Source organism: Phenylobacterium sp., from assembly GCF_036495085.1.
Taxonomy (GTDB): domain Bacteria; phylum Pseudomonadota; class Alphaproteobacteria; order Caulobacterales; family Caulobacteraceae; genus Phenylobacterium.
In genome coordinates this window covers 1-17,294 of the sequence record NZ_DASXNL010000081.1, presented here as the reverse complement: position 1 = coordinate 17,294, position 17,294 = coordinate 1, and the positions used below count along the sequence as shown (strand labels likewise).

17 protein-coding genes are annotated in these 17,294 nt (G+C 66.4%); 13 read left to right on the top strand and 4 right to left on the bottom strand.

Translation table 11 applies throughout. The features are described from left to right. Positions 1 to 90: 90 nt before the first annotated feature. The 6 genes from VGI62_RS09630 to VGI62_RS09605 all read left to right on the top strand — a co-directional run bounded on the left by VGI62_RS09630 (position 91) and on the right by VGI62_RS09605 (position 8,194). Entirely contained in the window at positions 91 to 1,263 is a 1,173-nt protein-coding gene (locus VGI62_RS09630; RefSeq protein ID WP_331504262.1) for an amidohydrolase family protein, read from the top strand. 94 nt (positions 1,264 to 1,357) lie between these two features. Further along, on the top strand, positions 1,358 to 2,101 hold the full coding sequence (locus VGI62_RS09625) for a glucose 1-dehydrogenase (protein WP_331504261.1): 744 nt from the start codon (positions 1,358 to 1,360) through the stop codon (positions 2,099 to 2,101). A 10-nt stretch (positions 2,102 to 2,111) separates the two neighbouring features. Next, positions 2,112 to 3,188, top strand: coding sequence for a phosphotransferase family protein (locus tag VGI62_RS09620; RefSeq protein WP_331504260.1), 1,077 nt, complete (start codon positions 2,112 to 2,114; stop codon positions 3,186 to 3,188). A 16-nt stretch (positions 3,189 to 3,204) separates the two neighbouring features. After that, positions 3,205 to 4,227: an NADP-dependent oxidoreductase gene (locus tag VGI62_RS09615; protein WP_331504259.1), complete on the top strand. Its 1,023-nt coding sequence runs from the start codon at positions 3,205 to 3,207 to the stop codon at positions 4,225 to 4,227. A 249-nt stretch (positions 4,228 to 4,476) separates the two neighbouring features. Next, positions 4,477 to 6,777, top strand: a complete 2,301-nt coding sequence (locus tag VGI62_RS09610) for a TonB-dependent receptor (RefSeq protein ID WP_331504258.1) — start codon at positions 4,477 to 4,479, stop codon at positions 6,775 to 6,777. Between the two features lie 61 nt (positions 6,778 to 6,838). Then, on the top strand, positions 6,839 to 8,194 hold the full coding sequence (locus VGI62_RS09605) for an MFS transporter (protein WP_331504257.1): 1,356 nt from the start codon (positions 6,839 to 6,841) through the stop codon (positions 8,192 to 8,194). A 4-nt stretch (positions 8,195 to 8,198) separates the two neighbouring features. Here VGI62_RS09605 and VGI62_RS09600 read toward each other — a convergent pair whose 3' ends face one another. Further along, positions 8,199 to 8,963: a FadR/GntR family transcriptional regulator gene (locus tag VGI62_RS09600; RefSeq protein ID WP_331504256.1), complete on the bottom strand. Its 765-nt coding sequence runs from the start codon at positions 8,961 to 8,963 to the stop codon at positions 8,199 to 8,201. A 226-nt stretch (positions 8,964 to 9,189) separates the two neighbouring features. Here VGI62_RS09600 and VGI62_RS09595 point away from each other — a divergent pair, with 226 nt between their 5' ends. From VGI62_RS09595 to VGI62_RS09570, 6 genes are read left to right on the top strand one after another with little or no spacing between them, the layout of a single operon-like run. Continuing rightward, complete coding sequence (locus tag VGI62_RS09595) at positions 9,190 to 10,503, top strand: CoA transferase (RefSeq protein ID WP_331504299.1); 1,314 nt, start codon at positions 9,190 to 9,192, stop codon at positions 10,501 to 10,503. Position 10,504: 1 nt separating this feature from the next. Further along, positions 10,505 to 11,728, top strand: a complete 1,224-nt coding sequence (locus VGI62_RS09590; RefSeq protein WP_331504255.1) for a CaiB/BaiF CoA transferase family protein — start codon at positions 10,505 to 10,507, stop codon at positions 11,726 to 11,728. Next, the gene (locus VGI62_RS09585) at positions 11,725 to 12,927 is read left to right on the top strand and encodes a thiolase C-terminal domain-containing protein (protein ID WP_331504254.1); all 1,203 of its coding nucleotides are present in this window, start codon (positions 11,725 to 11,727) and stop codon (positions 12,925 to 12,927) included. The genes VGI62_RS09590 and VGI62_RS09585 overlap by 4 nt, the downstream gene beginning before the upstream one ends. Further along, a complete protein-coding gene (locus tag VGI62_RS09580; RefSeq protein WP_331504253.1) occupies positions 12,927 to 13,328 on the top strand; it encodes a Zn-ribbon domain-containing OB-fold protein in 402 nt (133 codons plus the stop codon). Before VGI62_RS09585 ends, VGI62_RS09580 begins: the two co-directional genes overlap by 1 nt. A 23-nt stretch (positions 13,329 to 13,351) precedes the next feature. Further along, positions 13,352 to 14,278, top strand: a complete 927-nt coding sequence (locus VGI62_RS09575; RefSeq protein ID WP_331504252.1) for a TIGR03619 family F420-dependent LLM class oxidoreductase — start codon at positions 13,352 to 13,354, stop codon at positions 14,276 to 14,278. After that, complete coding sequence (locus VGI62_RS09570; protein WP_331504251.1) at positions 14,278 to 14,586, top strand: hypothetical protein; 309 nt, start codon at positions 14,278 to 14,280, stop codon at positions 14,584 to 14,586. The genes VGI62_RS09575 and VGI62_RS09570 overlap by 1 nt, the downstream gene beginning before the upstream one ends. 8 nt (positions 14,587 to 14,594) lie before the next feature. On the opposite strand, the gene VGI62_RS09565 is transcribed toward VGI62_RS09570, so the two are convergent. The 3 genes from VGI62_RS09565 to VGI62_RS09555 are packed head-to-tail and all read right to left on the bottom strand — an operon-like array spanning position 14,595 to position 16,906. Then, complete coding sequence (locus VGI62_RS09565) at positions 14,595 to 15,128, bottom strand: nuclear transport factor 2 family protein (RefSeq protein WP_331504250.1); 534 nt, start codon at positions 15,126 to 15,128, stop codon at positions 14,595 to 14,597. Further along, positions 15,121 to 16,095 carry an aldo/keto reductase gene (locus VGI62_RS09560; RefSeq protein ID WP_331504249.1) on the bottom strand — a complete coding sequence of 325 codons (975 nt, stop codon included), beginning with the start codon at positions 16,093 to 16,095 and terminating at the stop codon, positions 15,121 to 15,123. The genes VGI62_RS09565 and VGI62_RS09560 overlap by 8 nt, the downstream gene beginning before the upstream one ends. A gap of 1 nt (position 16,096) precedes the next feature. Next, complete coding sequence (locus VGI62_RS09555; protein ID WP_331504248.1) at positions 16,097 to 16,906, bottom strand: glucose 1-dehydrogenase; 810 nt, start codon at positions 16,904 to 16,906, stop codon at positions 16,097 to 16,099. 89 nt (positions 16,907 to 16,995) lie between these two features. Between VGI62_RS09555 and VGI62_RS09550 the strand changes: the two genes are divergently transcribed. Beyond that, positions 16,996 to 17,294 (top strand): aldehyde dehydrogenase family protein (locus VGI62_RS09550; protein ID WP_331504247.1); only part of this gene is annotated, 299 nt, incomplete at its 3' end.

Genomic DNA, 17,294 nt, shown 5'->3' with positions numbered 1-17,294 from the left:
TCATCATAATCTCGTCGACCAAGAGATCGACCGCGGGCTCTCGGCCGGCGTCGGCGCAGGGTCCGCAAACGTGGGGCCCAGGAGGAAGACGTGAACGCGATCGTCAAAGAATTCAAAGTCATCGATACGGACACCCACGTCATCGAGCCGTACGACCTGTGGACGACGCGCACGCCGAAGAAATTTGCCGACCAGGTGCCGCAGGTCCGTTGGGACCCCAAGATGAACGAGGACGCCTGGTATTTTAACGGCGAGCGCACCGGCGCCGCGGCCGGCGCGGCTATGGCAGGCTGGCATGAATACCCGCCCAAGCGGCCGCAGAAGCTCGAGATGGTCGACCCGGCCCTCTACCAGAACACGGCACGCCTGAAGCGGATGGACGAGTACGGCATCTACGCCCAGATCCTCTATCCGAACGTGGCGGGTTTCGGCGCAGGCCGGTTCCTGGGACTCGGCGATCGCGAGCTGATGCTGATCTGCGTTCAGGCCTACAACAACTGGCTGACCGAGTGGGCGAGCGCCGACCCCAAGCGCCTGATCCCGCAATGCGCCCTGCCGTTCTGGGACCTCGACGCGACGGTCGCGGAGATGGCCCGCTGCGCCGCCCTGGGCCACAAGGGTGTGATCTTCTGCGCCGAGCCGGAGACCTTCGGCCTACCGAAGCTGACCGATCCGCACTGGGACAGACTGTGGGCCGCGGCCCAGGACCTCGGCTTGCCGATCAACTTCCACGTCGGCGCCGGGGACATGTGGTACTTCGACATGATGCACCCGTCAGTAAAGCCGCACGCGGCTTTCGCCTCGATGGGCGCGCTGTTCTCGCTCGACCTGGCCCAGACCATCGCTCAGATCATTTGCGGCGGCGTCTGCCATCGCTTCCCGAAGCTCAACTTCGTGGTGGTCGAAAGCGGTGTCGGCTGGATCCCCTACCAGTTGGCCAGCCTCGACTACCAGTGGCTGAACTGCGGGGCGCACCTGGAGAACCCGGAGTACAAGCTGCTGCCGAGCGAGTTCTTCAAGCGGCAGATTTACGGCTCCTTCTGGTTCGAGAAGAAGACCCTGAAGCCCACGATCGACATTCTGGGCGCCGACAACATCCTCTATGAGACCGACTTTCCGCACCCGACCAGTATGAGCCCGGGCCCCGCGACATCGGCGACCTATCCATCGCTCTATATGGAAGAGGCGTTCGCAGGGGTCGATCGGGCCGACGTGGAGAAGATCGTCCACGGCAACGCCGCGCGCATCTATCACCTCGACTGACCTCCCGAGGAACACTTCCGGCCGGGCCAGGGGGCCCGGCCGGACTTTCCTGAACGGGCCGGCGGTGGGCCCACGGGCGGCAAGGGGAGGCGACGTGGCGGACTACTTCGATTTCAGGGACAAGGTCGTGCTGGTCACCGGCGGCAGCCGGGGCCTGGGCCATGAGATGGTCAAGGCGTTCGCGACCAGCGGCGCGGACGTGATCATCGCCAGCCGTAAGCTGGAGGCGTGTGAGACGGTCGCCGAAGAGGTGAGGGCGTTGGGCCGCCGCGCTCTCGCCGTCGGCTGCCACGTCGGCCAGTGGGATGCGATTCCGGTGCTGGTGGAGGCGGCCTACGATGCCTTCGGCAAGGTTGATGTCCTCATCAACAACGCGGGCATCGCGCCCACAGCGCCGCGCTCGTCCGAGGTCTCGGAGGAGCTGTTCGACAAGACCGTGGGCGTCAACTTTAAGGGCCCTTTCCGGCTCTCAGCCTTGATTGGCGACCGCATGGTGGCCGCGGGCTCGGGGTCGATCGTCAACGTCTCCAGCATGGCCGCAGAGAAGCCCAGCCCGACCTATCCGGTCTACGCGGGCGCCAAAGCCGCGCTCAACATCATGACGAAGGACCACGCCCTTGAGTTCGGCCCGAACGTGCGGGTGAACGCCATCCAGTGCGGCCCGTTCTGGACCGACATCGCCAAGAGCTGGCGCGAGGAGGCGGACCGCAACTCGCCGGCGGCGGTGAAGCGCATCGGCCGGCCGGAGGAGATCGCGACGACGGCGCTTTATCTCGCCAGCGACAGGTCGAGCTTTACGACCGGAGCGGTGATCCGCCTCGACGGCGGCGTGCCGTGAGGGCCGACCGATGAGCGAGACCATGCGCAAGTACCTGGGCGAAACGGTGGCAGTGAAGGCCGCCTACCAGATCGACGCCGCCCGCCTTGCCGAGTTCCTGGGCGACACCGTGGTCGGCTACGAAGGTCCGCTGAGCCTTGCCCAGTTCGAGGGCGGCCAGTCGAACCCCACCTACCTTCTGACCACACCGCGCGCGAAGTACGTGCTGCGCCGCAGGCCGCCCGGCGTGCTGCTGAAATCGGCGCATGCCGTGGACCGTGAATTCCGGGTGATGCGCGCCCTCTTCGAACAGGGCTTCCCGGTCCCCGAGCCGCTCGTGCTCTGCGAGGACCCGGACGTGCTGGGCACGGCCTTCTACATCATGCGCCATGTGGCGGGGCGGGTGTTCCTGATCAGCGCCATGCCCGACCTCACGCCGGCTGAGCGCGCGGCGGTCTACGACTCAGCCAACGAGACGCTGGCTCGCCTGCACAGCCTCGACCATGTGGCCCTCGGCCTCGAAGACTTCGGCCGGTCGGGCAACTATTTCGGCCGCCAGGTAGGACGCTGGAGCCAACAATATGAATCCTCCAAGACCGACGACATCGCCGAGATGGACCGGCTGATCGACTGGTTGCCCAGGGCCTTGCCGCCGGAAGGCGAGACCCGGCTGATCCACGGCGACTATTCGTTCCACAATCTGCTGATCGCGCCGGATAAGCCGCAGGTGGCGGCCGTTCTGGACTGGGAGCTCTCGACCACGGGCGACCCGATGGGTGACCTGACTTATCACGCAATGGAATGGTACCGGCCGCACGACGGTGACTCGCGCGGCACGCTGGTCGACTACGATCTCGTCGCGCTCGGCATCCCCAGCCTGGACGCTTATGTCGCGCGCTACTGCGAGCGGGTGGGGCGCGCGGCGCCCGAGAACCTCGGCTTCTACAAGGCCTACAACCTCTTTCGGGTGGCGGCGATCGTACAGGGCATCGTTGGCCGCGCTCTCGCCGGCAACGCCGCCGCTGAAGGCGCGAGCCGCCAGGCTGCGCGCGTCCGGCCGCTGGCCGAAGCCGCGTGGGCCGCGGCCCTCGAAGCCGGCGCCGCTTGAACAAGGAGTCTCGCGCATGACCCCCTCCGCGCAGCGTCAATGGGTGGTCGCCGAACGGCCGGTCGGGCGGCCGTTGAAGGACTCCGACTTCCAGCTTGCCGACGCGCCCGTGATCGCGCCGCGCGACGGCGAGGTGCTCGTCCAGACCCAGGTGCTGAGCTTCGACCCGGCACAGAAGAGCTGGATGGAGAACGCCGCCAACTACCGTGCGCCGGTGCAGATCGGCGGCGTCATGCCGGGCTCCGGCGGCGGCGTCGTGGTGGCGTCCGCGCACCCCGACTTCGCCGCGGGCGAGAGGGTGGTCGGCGATCTGGGCTGGCGAGAATATCCGACGATTGCTGGCGGGCATCTGCAGAGGGTCCCGTCCGGCATCGCCGTTGAAGCGGCGCTCTCGGTGCTCTGGGGCACCGGCCGCACGGCCTATCTGGCGCTGATGAAGGTTGGCAAGCCGGTGGCCGGCGACACGCTGGTGATCTCCGGGGCGGCGGGCGCCACGGGTTCACTGGTCGGCCAGATCGGCAAGCTTGCGGGCTGCCGGGTGATCGGAATCGCCGGCGGGCCTGAGAAGTGCGCTTGGCTGACCGACGAGCTCGGTTTCGACGCGGCCATCGACTATCGCAGCGAGAAGGTGCGCGCCCGGCTGCGCGAGCTCTGTCCCGGCGGGGTGGACATCTTCTTCGACAACGTGGGCGGCGAGATCCTGAACGACGTGCTTGCGAGGCTGGCGGTCGGGTCGCGCGTGGTCATCTGTGGCGGCATCTCCCGCTACAACTTCGATCCGCGCAGCCCCGAGATGCCGGAGGGGCCTCGCAACTATTTCAACGTGGTGTTCACCGGGGCGACCATCCAGGGCTTTCTGATGCCGCATTACGAGCGGGACTTTCCCGAGGCCGATTCGCGTCTGGTCGGCTGGCTTCGAGAGGGACGGATCAAGGCTCGGCCCGACGTGCTCCAGGGATTCGAAAGCGCCCCCGTCGCGCTCAGGCGTCTGTTCGAAGGCAAGAACCGCGGAAAGCAGCTGTTGCAGCTCGACCACTAAGGGCGATCGCTGCTTCGCACTGAAGAGAGGATATGTTGACATCCGGCTAATCATCATAATGATCACCATTTAATAACAGAGGTGTGGGAAGGGACGCTTGGGACAGCCCAGGCCGCATTTGAGCGGTCCCAGGCAGCGCGGTGAGTCTCCACCGCTCGTCTCCGCCCGCCGATCCAGGTGGGAGTCAATCACCCCACCCAAACCGTAGCCCGTCAGCGCGGGCAGAATGGGAAGAACGGGGGAGAAACCATGAACGTCGTGACCGCCCGCTACAGGTCCAAACTTCAGCAATGCGCAGCCTTAGGCGCGCTCATCGCCGGCGCAGGCCTGATAGCGAGCCCCGCCCTGGCGCAGACAGCCAAGAACGCGACGACCGCAGCGCCGGCCGCGAGCGAAGCGCCCGCTATAAGCGAGCTGATCGTGACGGCGACCAAGCGCGAGGAGGCGCTCAGCCGGGTGCCGATCGCGGTCACGGCGCTCAGTGGCGATCAGGTCAAGGCCGCTCACATCGAAAACTTCGACGATGTGCCGGCGCAAGTTCCCGGCGCGGCTTTCATATCTACCAAGGGTCAAAGCACCGCCAACGTGTCGATCCGAGGGCAGGCGGCGACCAACGACGCGCCGGCGCTGGAACTGCCCGTCGCCATCTTTATGGATGACATCTACTACGGCACGCTTGCGTCCTTCGACGCCGACTTCTTCGACATTGGCCAGATTGCTATCCTGCGCGGCCCGCAAGGAACCACATTCGGCCGAAACGTCGTGGGCGGGGCGCTGCAGATCACCAGCAACAAGCCCAGGCTGAACGACCAGTTCGGCGAGGTGGACCTGACCCTGGAAACCTATGACCGGCACAATGCGTCGGGCTTCACAGGGCAGGGCTTCTTCAACATGCCGGTCAATGAAAAGACAGCCGTGCGGCTGGCCTATAGCGTCAAGGCCGTGGATGGCTACATGCACAACGTACTGACGGGAAACAACCTGTCGGACCAGAAGAGCTACGCCTTCCGTCCCTCCCTGCTCTGGGAGCCGGCCGACGACCTGCATGTCTCGGCGTTCCTGCAGTACAACCACGAAAACGAGTATTCGAGCGGATACCAGTTCTTCGGACAGGGCTCGGTAGTGGCCAATGCGAAGGCGGTCTCATCCGATCCGTGGGACATCTTCCAGGACGTGGACGGCCACAACCGGCGTGACATCTTCGCCTCGCAGGTGCGCGGAGACTGGGATCGCTCCTTCGGGACGCTCACCGCCATCACCAGCTACCGGACGCTGAATTCGGACTACGTCGACGACGGCGACTCCGGCCCGCTCCCGATGAACAACAATTCGATCAATGCGAGCCGCGAATTCCAGTTCAGCGAGGAGCTGCGCCTCACCTCACCAAGCGGCAAGCGTCTCGAGTACGTGGCGGGCCTGTACTACAGCTTTGAGAACCTCAGGAAGTCGATCAGCTTCGGTTTCAATGGCACGATCCCAGGTATGTTCCTCGGGGTGCTGACCGGCGGAAAGCTGCAGAACGAGACCGTGACGGGCGATGCCCACGTCAATTCGATCGCGCCGTTCGCCGAAGGCAAGTTCCATATCAACGACCAGTTCGCGGTGACCGTCGGGGCGCGCTACACCGTTGAGGACAAGAACGGCTACACCAAGCACGCGAACGGGTCGGTCTTCTACGGCGCGCCCTTCGACGTCAACTTCTCGCATACGTGGAGCGCGTTCACCCCGCGCGGCATCATTGAGTGGACCCCCACCAACACGATGCTCTTCTACGGCAGCGTTTCGACGGGATTCAAGGGCGGCGGCTGGTCGCTGACCAGCACCAACCCGGTTGCCGCCGTTACGCCGCTCTCGCCCGAGAAAAGCACGAGCTACGAGATCGGGAGCAAGGTCCAGTTGTTCGACCACCGCCTGTCGTTCAACGTCGCGCTGTTCCAGGCCGATACCCGCGACCTGCAGGTTCGCTCTTTGGTGGGGCCCGTCCTCACAGACACCAACGCCGGCGAAGAGCGGGCGAAGGGCGTCGAAATCGAGGCAGTGGCCGCGCCGGTCTCGGGCCTGCGAGTTGGCCTGAACTACGCCTACAACGAGGCGATCTACCGATCGTTCAAGGGATGCGTGGCAGGCGGGGTGGATTGCTCGGGCAACCGTGTCCCGTATGTTCCGCTGAACGACCTGAGGGTATTCGGCGACTACACGTTTGAGGCCCTGAGCGGGTCGGTCAACCTGCACCTTGACGATCAGTGGGCCTCGACCACTGAGGTTTCGCCGACCAACTACCGCCTGGGCGGCCAACCCCTCGCGCGCCCCTTCACGAAGAAGGACGGTCTGCTCAACGCGTCGGCCAGCTACGAGCCGCACAATGCAAAATGGCGGCTACAGCTGTGGGGCAAGAACCTGACCAACGTCTGGTACATGGCTGCGCCCTCGAACTACTACTTCTACTTCCTCACCACGGCCGAATTCGCTGCGGGCCTGCGGGAAGTCGATCGCGGCGTGATCAATCCGCCGCGCCAGGTCGGCGCGACGTTCACCTACAGGTTCGAATAGCGTAACGGCGCCCGGCCGCAGCCCTGCGGCCGGGCCCCGACAGATCAGGTTCGGTTCGGCGATGCGCAAACACTCCTCCGGCGAGCTCTCGTCCGCCTACGGCTGGTTCGCGCTGGGCCTGCTGTTCGTCGTCGCCCTCTTCAACTACATAGATCGCACGATCCTCTCGATCATGCAGGTGGCGCTGAAGCGGGACCTGCACCTGTCCGACACCCAGTTGGGCACGCTGACGGGGCTGTCGTTCGCGCTGTTCTACACGACCCTCGCATTGCCGGTCGCCCGCTTGGCCGACCGCGTGGCGCGCAAATACGTCCTGACGGCCGCGCTCACCATCTGGACCCTGATGACCGTGGCCAGCGGTTTCGCCGGCGGGTATCTCACCCTGCTCCTCTGCCGCGTCGGCGTAGGCGTGGGCGAGGCCGGCTGCGTGCCCTCCAGTCATTCGATGATCTCCGACTATTTCCCGCGCCACCGCCGCGCGCGGGCTATGGCGGTCTGGGGGCTGGCGCTCCCGCTTGGCGGAATGCTGGGGTTCGGATTCGGCGGGAAGCTGACGGCGGCGCTGGGTTGGCGAGAGACCTTCAAGGTGGTGGGCCTCGCCGGCCTCCTCATGGTCCCGGTCGTCGTGCTGCTGCTCAAAGAACCGAAGCGCGGACGGTTCGAGACCGACCACCCGTTAACGTCCCCGTTCCGCCGGGGATTCATGGAGTCGCTCACACTGCTCTGGAACTTGCGCTCGTTCCGCTATCTCGTGATCGGCGAGGCGCTGCAGGCCTGGGCGCAGGCGGCCATGATGGCCTGGAACGCACCCTTCTATTCGCGCGTGCACGCGATGCCGATCAGCGAAATCGCCACCTGGCTGGCGCTGATCACAGGGTTCGGCGGCGCTACGGGAACGTTCCTCGGCGGCGCGCTGGCCGAACGATTGGGCCGGCGTGATGTGCGCTGGTATCTGCGGGTGCCCTCGATCGCCGCCTTCCTGACCGTTCCCTTCGCGCTCCTGCAGTACTTTACCGGCGACGTACGCCTGTCATTGGCGAGCGCGGTTGTGCCGGCGATCATGGTCAACGTCTACTTGGCCCCAGGAAACGCCGTCTCGCAGTCGCTGGCCCCGCCCGAGATGCGCGCCTTCACCTCGGCGATTTTCGTGCTGGTGGTGAGCTTGGTCGGCACCGGCTTCGGGCCCACAGTCACAGGCCTGCTCAGCGACCTCTTCGCCACGCGCTTCGGCCTCGGCGAGGCGGCTTTGCGCTATGCGCTTCCCACCTCCCTTATCCCGGCGCTCGCCGGCTGCGCCTTTTTCTGGCGTGCGGCCTCGCACCTGCCCAAGGAGATGCGCTCGCTGCATGAGATCGCGCCGCTGGGCGCCAACGAAGTCGAACCCCTGACAGCCGCCCCCGTCGCCGGGGCGTCCTAGGCGCTCAGCGCCACTGCACGGTCTCGCCGATCCGCAGCGGCCAGAACTCGCGGAAGTGCTCGACCTCATAACGGATGTGATCTCGCATCAGGTTGGCGGCCAGTTCCCCATCACCGTTGATGATCGCTTTTGCGAGCTCGCGGTGGTCGTGGACGATGTGCTCCTCAAGCTCGCCGCGCTCGGTCGTGGTCAGGACCTGTTCTGTGACGATGAAGGCCACCGAGCGAAGCACCAGGGACAGCACGCGGTTGTTCGACAGCTCGGCCAGGACGTCGTGAAATCGTAGGCCCTCACGCACCGCGTACGGATGGCTATCGTCGAGGAACGGGCTCAGCGCCTCCCTGACCGCCTCGCGGTCGGGGTTCAAAGCGGCCAACCGGGCGATCACAGGCTCGCTCTCGACCCAGGCTTCCAGGAGTTCGTCGTAGCTGGCGCCCAGCATATGCAGGTGCAGGGTCAACGTGCGCGAAAGGTTGCCGGGCAGGGGCCGGCCGACCACCGTGCCTGCGCCTGGCCCAGGCCGAATTCCGATCAGGCCCTGGACCTCAAGGAGCCGCAGCGCCTCGCGCAGCGACGAGCGGCTGACCCGGTACTGCACGAGCAACTCGGCCTCGAGCGGTAGCCGGTCGCCGGGCTGCAGGTTCTGAGCGACAATGTCGCGCACGATCTCGAGCGCCACGATCTCCGAAGTCTTCAGGTTGCGCCGGGTCAGCTCAAAGTTAACCGGCTTTCGCCCGCTGACGCCGGGGTCCTTCGCCTCAGATGCCATCCGCTCAAGCCCTCCGGTCGGTCCGCGTCCGCGGGCCCGCGCCTTGCTCGCAGCCGCAAACTCACTTTGCAACCCCCGGCGGAGGCTTCTGCTCAGGTTGACAGATTTTGCGGCTAGTTCATAATAATGATTATAACGGACATGACCCAAACGGCGCTGCTGCCCAAGGGCTGAATCCACAGCGTCCGGACCAGGGAGAGCGCCGTCGGCGGCGCCTTTTGTGACCATGCCGAGCGCCTTCGGCGTCGCGACGCCAGCTCCACGCCCTCAGGACCGCAAGCCCGGACCCAGGCAGGGTCCGCTTGCCGGAATCCGCGTCACCGACTTCTGTTGGATGGGCGTCGGAGCCTGCGCGACGCGGCTTCTGGGCGATTTCGGCGCCGAGGTGATCCGGATCGAGGATCGCAATCGGCTCGACATGCCCCGGCGCCTGCCGATCTACAAGGGTGAGGTACGCACTTACGGCGAGGAAGACGCCAACCCCGATCCGAACAAAGGCGGCCTCTTCAACAACTACAACCGCAACAAGCTTGGCGTGACCATCAACATGCGCTCGGCCAAGGGCCGCGACTTGGCTGACCGGCTGATCGCCTCGTCCAGCGTTGTGACCGAGAACTTCGCGCCGGGCGTGATGGAGCGATGGGGGCTCACGTATGAACGCCTGCGCGAGTTGTCGCCGCAGGTGATCTATGCCCGCATGAGTGGCTTCGGCCACAGCGGTCCGCATGCGGAGTACCGCAGCTACGGGCCCGTCGTGCAGGCCGTGAGTGGGCTCTCGCACATCAGCGGCCTGCCTGGCGAAGAGCCCTCCGGCTGGGGGCTGTCGTACATGGACAACGAAGCCGCATTCTTCAACGCCTCGGCGCTCCTGACTGCGATCTATCACCGGATCCTGACCGGCGAAGGCGCCGAGATTGACGTCTCTGCCGTGGAGGCGGGCATCAACCTGATCGGCCCGCTTATCCTCGACGTCTCGGTGAATGGCCGCTCGACGCGCGGTCCTGACTTCCCGGCCGGCAATCGGCTGGAGCATCCCAGCGCCGCGCCGCACGGGGTCTATCCCTGCGAAGGTGAAGATCGTTGGATCGCGATCGCGGTCTTCGATGAAGCCCAATGGCGCGGGCTGCTTTCGGAGATGGGCGATCCGGCATGGGCTGCAGACTTCTCCACCCCCGGCGCACGCGTCGACAACCAGGATGCGCTGGATGCGCACATCGCAAGCTGGACGAAGGACAAGGATCGCCACGATCTCATGCACCGGCTGCAGGCGGCCGGCGTGCCGGCGGGGGCCGTGCAGACCGCGCAGGACACCAACGACCACGATCCCCAAATCGCTAGCCGCCACCTCTTTTTCGAACTTGATCACCCAGTGATCGGCGAGGCGCGGTTCGAAGGAACGCCGATCCAGTTCACCCGCACGGTGCAGGAGAATTGGCGGTCCGCCCCGCTGCTCGGGGAGGACAACGAGCATGTTTTCAAGGGCCTCCTGGGGCTCAATTCGGCGGAGTACGATGAGCTCGTCGCCGAGGGAGTGATCTGACATGGCTGCTGACGCTGGCGGCGCGCCCGTCGCCCACCCGCTCGCCGGATTGAAGGTCGTCGAGGTCGCCGAAGACCCCAGCGGCGAGTTCGCGGGTCTGCTGCTCGCCCAGATGGGCGCCGAGGTGACCAAACTCGAACCGCCGGACGGTTCGCCCACGAGGGCTGTTGGCCCGTTCGCGAAGGGCGCCGTCGGGCCAGACACCAGCCTCAATTTCTGGTTCTACAACAGCAACAAGAAGAGCGCGGTCGCTGACCTCGCGACCGACGCGGGCCAGCGCGTCCTGCATCGGCTGCTGGCCGAGGCCGACGTCTTCATATCGACGCTGCAGCCCGCCAGACTCAAGGACCTAGGCCTGGACCTGAGGGGTCTGACCAACGCCTATTCGCGGTTGATCGTACTGTCGGTCACACCGTTCGGGCTCAGTGGGCCTTGGAAGGACTACAAGTCCTCCGATCTCGTTGCGCTTGCCGCCGGCGGACCGCTGAACAGCTGCGGCTACGACGACCATTCCATCCCGCCAATCCGGCCGGGCGGCAACCAAGGCTACCATACCGCCACCAGCTTTGCGCAGATCGGCGTGATGCTGGCGTTGCTGGAGCGCCAACAGACGGGTCTCGGCCAGCTAGTGGACGTCTCCATGCACGAAGCATGTGCTGTTAACGTCGAGCTCGCCAATCCCTACTGGTTCTATCCGAAGGTCAACGTGAAGCGACAGACCTGCCGCCACGCCCAGCCCTCGCCCACGCAGCCGGCGTTGTTCCGCTGCGCCGACGACCGCTTCGTCTATTTCACCCTGATCCTGGCTGACCCGAAGCCCTGGGCCGCGCTCGTCGCTTGGATGGACTCGAAGGGTATGGCGGCCCAGCTTACCCAACCGGCATATTCGGACCTGCCTTACCGGCAAGCGCGCTTCTACGAGGTGCAGGAGCTGGTCGAGTGTTTCTTCCTCGTCCAGACGGCCGATGACGCCTACCGCGACGGCCAGGCGGTAGGCCTGCCGATTGGGGTGCTGAACGCGCCCGAAGATCTGTTCGCCGACGAGCATCTGCAGGCGCGGAACTTCTTCCAACCCGTCGAGCACGAAGGCGTGGGCGAGGTGCTCTACCCCGGACCGATTTATCGCTTCTCGTCCTTCGGTCAGGCGCCGCGCACGCGCGCGCCGAAGCTGGGCGAGCACACGGACGAAGCGCTCGCTGAACGGATCACGGAGGTGGCTCAATGATCGACGACGAACTCGCCTTCGCGGGCCGCGACAAGGCCGCCGTCGTGGGGATCGGCCAGACCGAGTTCTCCCGCGACTCCGGGCGCAGCGTTCTGTCGCTGGCCTCCGAGGCGTCGCTAAAGGCGATCGCCGACGCGGGCCTGACCGTCGACGACATCGACGGCATCGTGCGATGCGAACAGGACACGGTGCGGCCCTACAGCCTGGCCGCAGCGCTTGGCGCGAAGAACCTCGCCTACTGGGCCGACACCGGGCCCGGTGGCGTGGCGCCCTGTATGATGATGGGCCTTGCGATGGGCGCGGTGATGACCGGCCAGGCCAAGGCGGTGCTGGCGTTCCGCTCGCTCAACGGCCGTTCGGAGACGCGGCTCGGCGCCGGCGGCGACCGCATGGCGAGCCAGGTGGTGGGGGGCTTCGGCACCTACGACGAGTTCTATCTGCCTTACGGCCTGCAGACCGCCGGCCAGACCTTCGCGCTGATGGCGCGCCGCCACATGCTGGAATACGGCACCACCGCCGAACAGCTCGGCGCGGTCGCCATCACCTGCCGCGAGCACGCCCAGCAGACGCCCCACGCCCAGATGCGCGACCGGGCGATGACCATGGACGACTACCTGGCCTCGCGTATGATCTCCACGCCGCTGCGCCTGTACGACTACTGCCTGGAAAGCGACGGCGCTTGCGCCGTCGTAATCACCAGCGCCGAACGGGCGAAGGACTTGAAGAAGCCGCCGGTGCTGATCCGCGCCGTAGCGGGCGGCGCGCCCAACGACCTTCGGCCCGGCATGATGTTCCCGGTCGTCACGCGTGAGGACATCACCGAGCTTGGGGGGCGCAAGGCCGGCGAGGAGCTGTGGCGTCGTGCCGGCGTCGGTCCGAAGGACATGGACATCGCCCAGATCTACGACTGCTTCACCATCAGCGTTATCCTGCAGCTCGAAGCCTACGGCTTCGTCGGCAAGGGCGAGGGTGGGCCGTACGCGGCGTCCGGCGCCCTGAAGCGGGGCGGCGAACTGCCGATCAACACGGGCGGCGGCCATCTCTCCGAGGGCTACGTCCACGGCATGAACCACATCGTACAGGCGGTGCGGCAGCTGCGTGGCGAAGCTGACATGCAGGTCGATGGCGCCGAGCTCTGTCTCTGCACCGGCGGCCCGCTGCCCGTGGGCTCCAGCGTCGTACTCCGGAAGGCCGCCTGATGACCGCCACCATCCTTCCTTTCGACCAGGACCGCGACACGGCGGGCTTCTTTCAGGCCGCCGCCGAGGGGAGGTTGGTCTACAAGGCGTGTGACGACTGTGGTCACGCCCTTCACCCGCCGACCGATCATTGCCCCCACTGTGGCGGCGCCCATACCACCTGGCGCGACGCCAGGGGCACCGGGCGTCTGCACAGCTGGACGACGGTGATGCACCAGATCCATCCCGACTATCCCGCGCCCTACACGCTGGTGGTGGTCGAACTCGACGAGGCTCCGGAGGTCCGCCTGATGGGCCGCCTCGACGGCGAGCCGCTGCTCGTTCCTGAAATGGCCATGCAGGTCTGGTTCGAGCCGCTGGGCGAGGGTGGCCCCGTGTTGCCGCAGTGGAAGCCGGCCTGAACGACGAGAGACGGAGACACGCTGTGAGCGGCAAGCCAACCTTCGGAATCACCACCTACAACTACGAACCGGCCGACATCCTGAACCTGGCCCGGCATGCCGAGCGGTTGGGCTTCGAGGGCCTGTGGTTCGGCGAGCACTACGTCAGCCCGCGGCGATACGAGGGTCACCATCCGTCGCGCAAGGAGACGCCGAATGACAAGAACGATGAACGCGACAAGGAGATCATCGGCGAGAGCGTGCGTATCTACGATCCCTGGTTCCTGCTGGGTGCGGTGGCCGGCGCGACGACACGGCTGAAGGTCGGCACGGCGATCTGCATCGTGCCGATGATGCAGCCGCTTTTGCTGGCGCGCGCGACGATCACCGCCCACGACGTTTCCGGCGGCCGCTTCCTACTCGGCACCGGGGCGGGGTGGCTGAAGGAGGAGTTCGAAGCGGTAGGCGCTCCCTTTGAGACGCGCGGCGCGCGCCTGGACGAGGCGATCGACATCCTGAAGCTTGCCTGGGCCGGCGGCTGGTTCAGCTACGAGGGAACTCATTTCCGTTTCCCCGAGCTCCAGATCTCGCCGCACCCAGTCAAGGTCCCGCTGATCTGTGGCGGCAATTCCGGGCCGGCGCTGCGCCGAGTGGCGCGCGTCGCCGACGGTTGGATCAACTCCGCCAAGATCACCCTGGATGAAGCCCAGGGCATGCGTGACACCATCGAGGCGGCGCGCCAGGCGCAGGGCCGGGCCGGCCAGCCGTTCCAGTATTTCGTGCGCCCGCACACCCCCACCGCCGACGACGTCCGCAGTTATCTCCGAGCGGGCTTCGGCAACATCGTGCTCTGGGGTCCCGACGTATGGCCGAACGATCCGTCCATGTCGCTGGAGGCAAAGGTCGCCGGCCTCGAGAAGGTCGCCCGCGAGCTGGGCGTCGCCCAGGCCGCCGCGGAGCCTGTGGCGTGATGGACCTGAAGCCCGGCTCGCGCTGGAAGAGCGCAGTCTGCAGCGGGGAGTTCGTAATCGTGCGCCCCCCCAAGACCGGAGGCGTGCTGGCGTGCGGCGGTGCGCCGGTGATTCAGTACGGGGCCGAAACGCCCGCGGGCGCGACAGTGTCGCCCGACCATGCCGGCGGCGTGATCCTCGGCAAGCGCTACGCCGATGCCGACAGCGGCATGGTGGTCCTGGCCAGCAAGGGCGGGCAGGGTGGGCTCAGTCTCGACGACCGGCCGCTGGTCCAGGAGGACGCCAAGAAGCTGCCGGCGTCCGACTAGACTATAGACTAACCGCCACGATAGACGGGATCGTCTCTGTCGCGCCGGCCGCGCTGATCGGCGGGCCCGTCATAAAAGCCGCGATCGGCGGCCGGCTCGTAGCGCATCCACTCGCTGATCCCGCGCCGCTCGGCGATGCGCCATTGGCCGTCACGCCGTTCGAACCGGTCCACGTAACGTCCGCCCGAGAAGCGGTCTTCGTGTGGTTCGCCGCTCGGTGGCGGTGTCGCACCGAAGCGGTGCAAGGCGGTGTAGTAGGTCTCCGCATAGGCCACTTCGCCCGCGAGCTCGATGGAGACGGGCCCCAGCTGGTGGTGGGACAGCTCGACCTTGCGAACGATCTCCAGTGCAAATCCGCAGAAGTCCGCCGAAGCGCCGTCGAAGTTGCCGTGGCGGTGGCGCGCATCCGGATGGAAGCAGCTACGCAGCATGGCCTCATCGCACCGGTCTATTGCGCGGGCGTAGCGCAAAACCACTTCGGTGATCGCCGCACGGTTCTCAAGGGCCTCGAGCCGGTGGGCGAAGTCGTCGCTGTCAGACACCGGTACCCTCCAGACGCGCTGCTTCGGCCAGGGCGTCGGCCATGAGCCGTTCCGCCTGCGCGAAAAGTGCTGAGTCAACCGCCACGCCGCTGGCGGCGGCGTTGTCCTCCACCTGGCCCGGCCGCGAGGCGCCTATGATCGCCGACGTGACCTCCGGTCGGCGTAGCGTCCAGGCGATGGCGAACTGGGCGGGCGAGAGGCTGGCCTCGGCGGCGATCGCGGGCAGCTTACCGACCGCCTCCAGCACCACGGGACTGAACCAGCGCCGCAGGTGCAGGCTCATCGCCGGGCTTTCGCCACGCCAGCCCTCCGGGAAGGGCGAGCCTGGCGGATAGCGGCCCGCCAACACTCCCTGAGCCAGGGGCGCCCAGACCAGCTGGCCGAGGCCGAGCTCGGCGCTCAGCGGGAAAACCGCGTCCTCCGGCTCGCGCCAAAGGAGCGAGTACTGCGGCTGGCTTGAGACGAAGCGTTCGACGCCGGCCAGGGCGGCGGCTTCGCGCACCTTGTCTTGCGGCCATTCGCTGAAGCCCAGCCAGCGGACCTTGCCCTGCCGCACGATCTCGGACAGCGCCTGCATGGTCTCCGCCAGCGGGGTCTCCTCATCGTAGCGGTGGCACTGGTAGAGGTCGACGTAGTCCGTCTTTAGCCGCCGCAGCGAGTCGTCGATCTGCTTGAATACCTGGGCGCGCGAAAGGCCGCGGTCCATATCGTTCATCGGGCCCCAGAGCTTTGTGGCAATCAGGTAGCGGTCGCGCGGAACGCCTTCCAGGGCATCGGCGATCAGCTTCTCCGCCTCGCCCCACCCATAGACGTTGGCGGTGTCGATCAGGTTGATCCCGAGGTCGAGGGCCCGGCGCACGCAAGCGATATGCTTGGTCCGCACGGACCCCTCGCCATAGGCTAGCCAAGTCCCCAGCGTGATCTCGGAGACCATGAGATCGCTGGCCCCCAGTCGGCGGTATCGCATCTCAGGCGCCTGCGCCCGGGCCGGCCAGCGGCTCGGCGAAATAGCCCAGCGCCAGGCGTCCACCGTCGGCGAAGATGGTCTGTCCTGTTACGTAGGCGGCGTCGTCGCTCGCCAAGAAAGCCACGATCGCCGCGATCTCTTGCGGTCGTGCAATCCGGCCCAGGGGGATGCGCGACAGGACACGCTGCAGTCCTTCGGGGCCGCCGCCGGTCAGGGCCGCGACCATGGGGGTCTCCACGGGTCCAGGGGCGACGGCGTTCACCCGCACGCCATGGGGCGCGAGCGAGAGCGCGGTCATGGCGGTCAGCTGCTTCACCGCCGCCTTGGAGACCGCGTAGGGGATCTGATCGCCGCTGGCCATCACGGCCGCCACCGACGCCAGGTTCACCACGGCCCCCGAATTTTTGGGGGTCATGCGCCGCGCCGCCGCCTGGGTCGTCAGCAGGGTGACGTTGAGGTTGATCCGCATAACTCGGTCAAACTCTTCGGCGGCCAAGTCTATCAACTTCGTGGCGTGGCCGATCACTCCGGCGCCGTTCACCAGGACATCTAGGGGTCCGACCTCGTGGTCGGCGGCTTCGAAAAGGGCTTCGACGGCGCCTGATTCGGTCAGATCTCCGACCACGTGCGGCTGGCCCAGCGCGGCGGCGCTCTCGGCGACACCGGCGTCCATGTCGCTCATGAGGACACGTGCGCCTTCGCTCACGAGACGCTCGACGGTCGCGAGGCCAATGCCTCTCGCGGCGCCGGTGACGACCGCCACCCGCCCGTCGAAACGGCGAGCGCCTGGGTGTTCCGTTTCGTCGGTCAAGCTCGGGATTGCCCTCTATTTGTGAATATCATAATGATGAATTCCGCCAACGCGCAAGCCCGATGGAGGCGCGGGGGCTAGGAGGATCGATGCGGCAGCTCACCCATTTCATCGACGGCGCCTCTGTGGCCGGGACGTCCGGTCGCTACGGCCAGATCTTCAACCCCAACACCGGCGAGGTGCAGGCCCGCGTGGCGCTCGCCACCGCCCAGGAACTGGATGCGGCGGTCGCCTCGGCGCTGCGCGCCCAGCAGACCTGGGGCCTGGTCAATCCGCAGCGGCGCGCGCGCGTCATGTTCGACTTCAAGCGTCTGGTCGAAGCCAACATGAACGAGCTCGCCGAACTCCTGTCGTGCGAGCACGGCAAGGTGATCGCCGACTCCAAGGG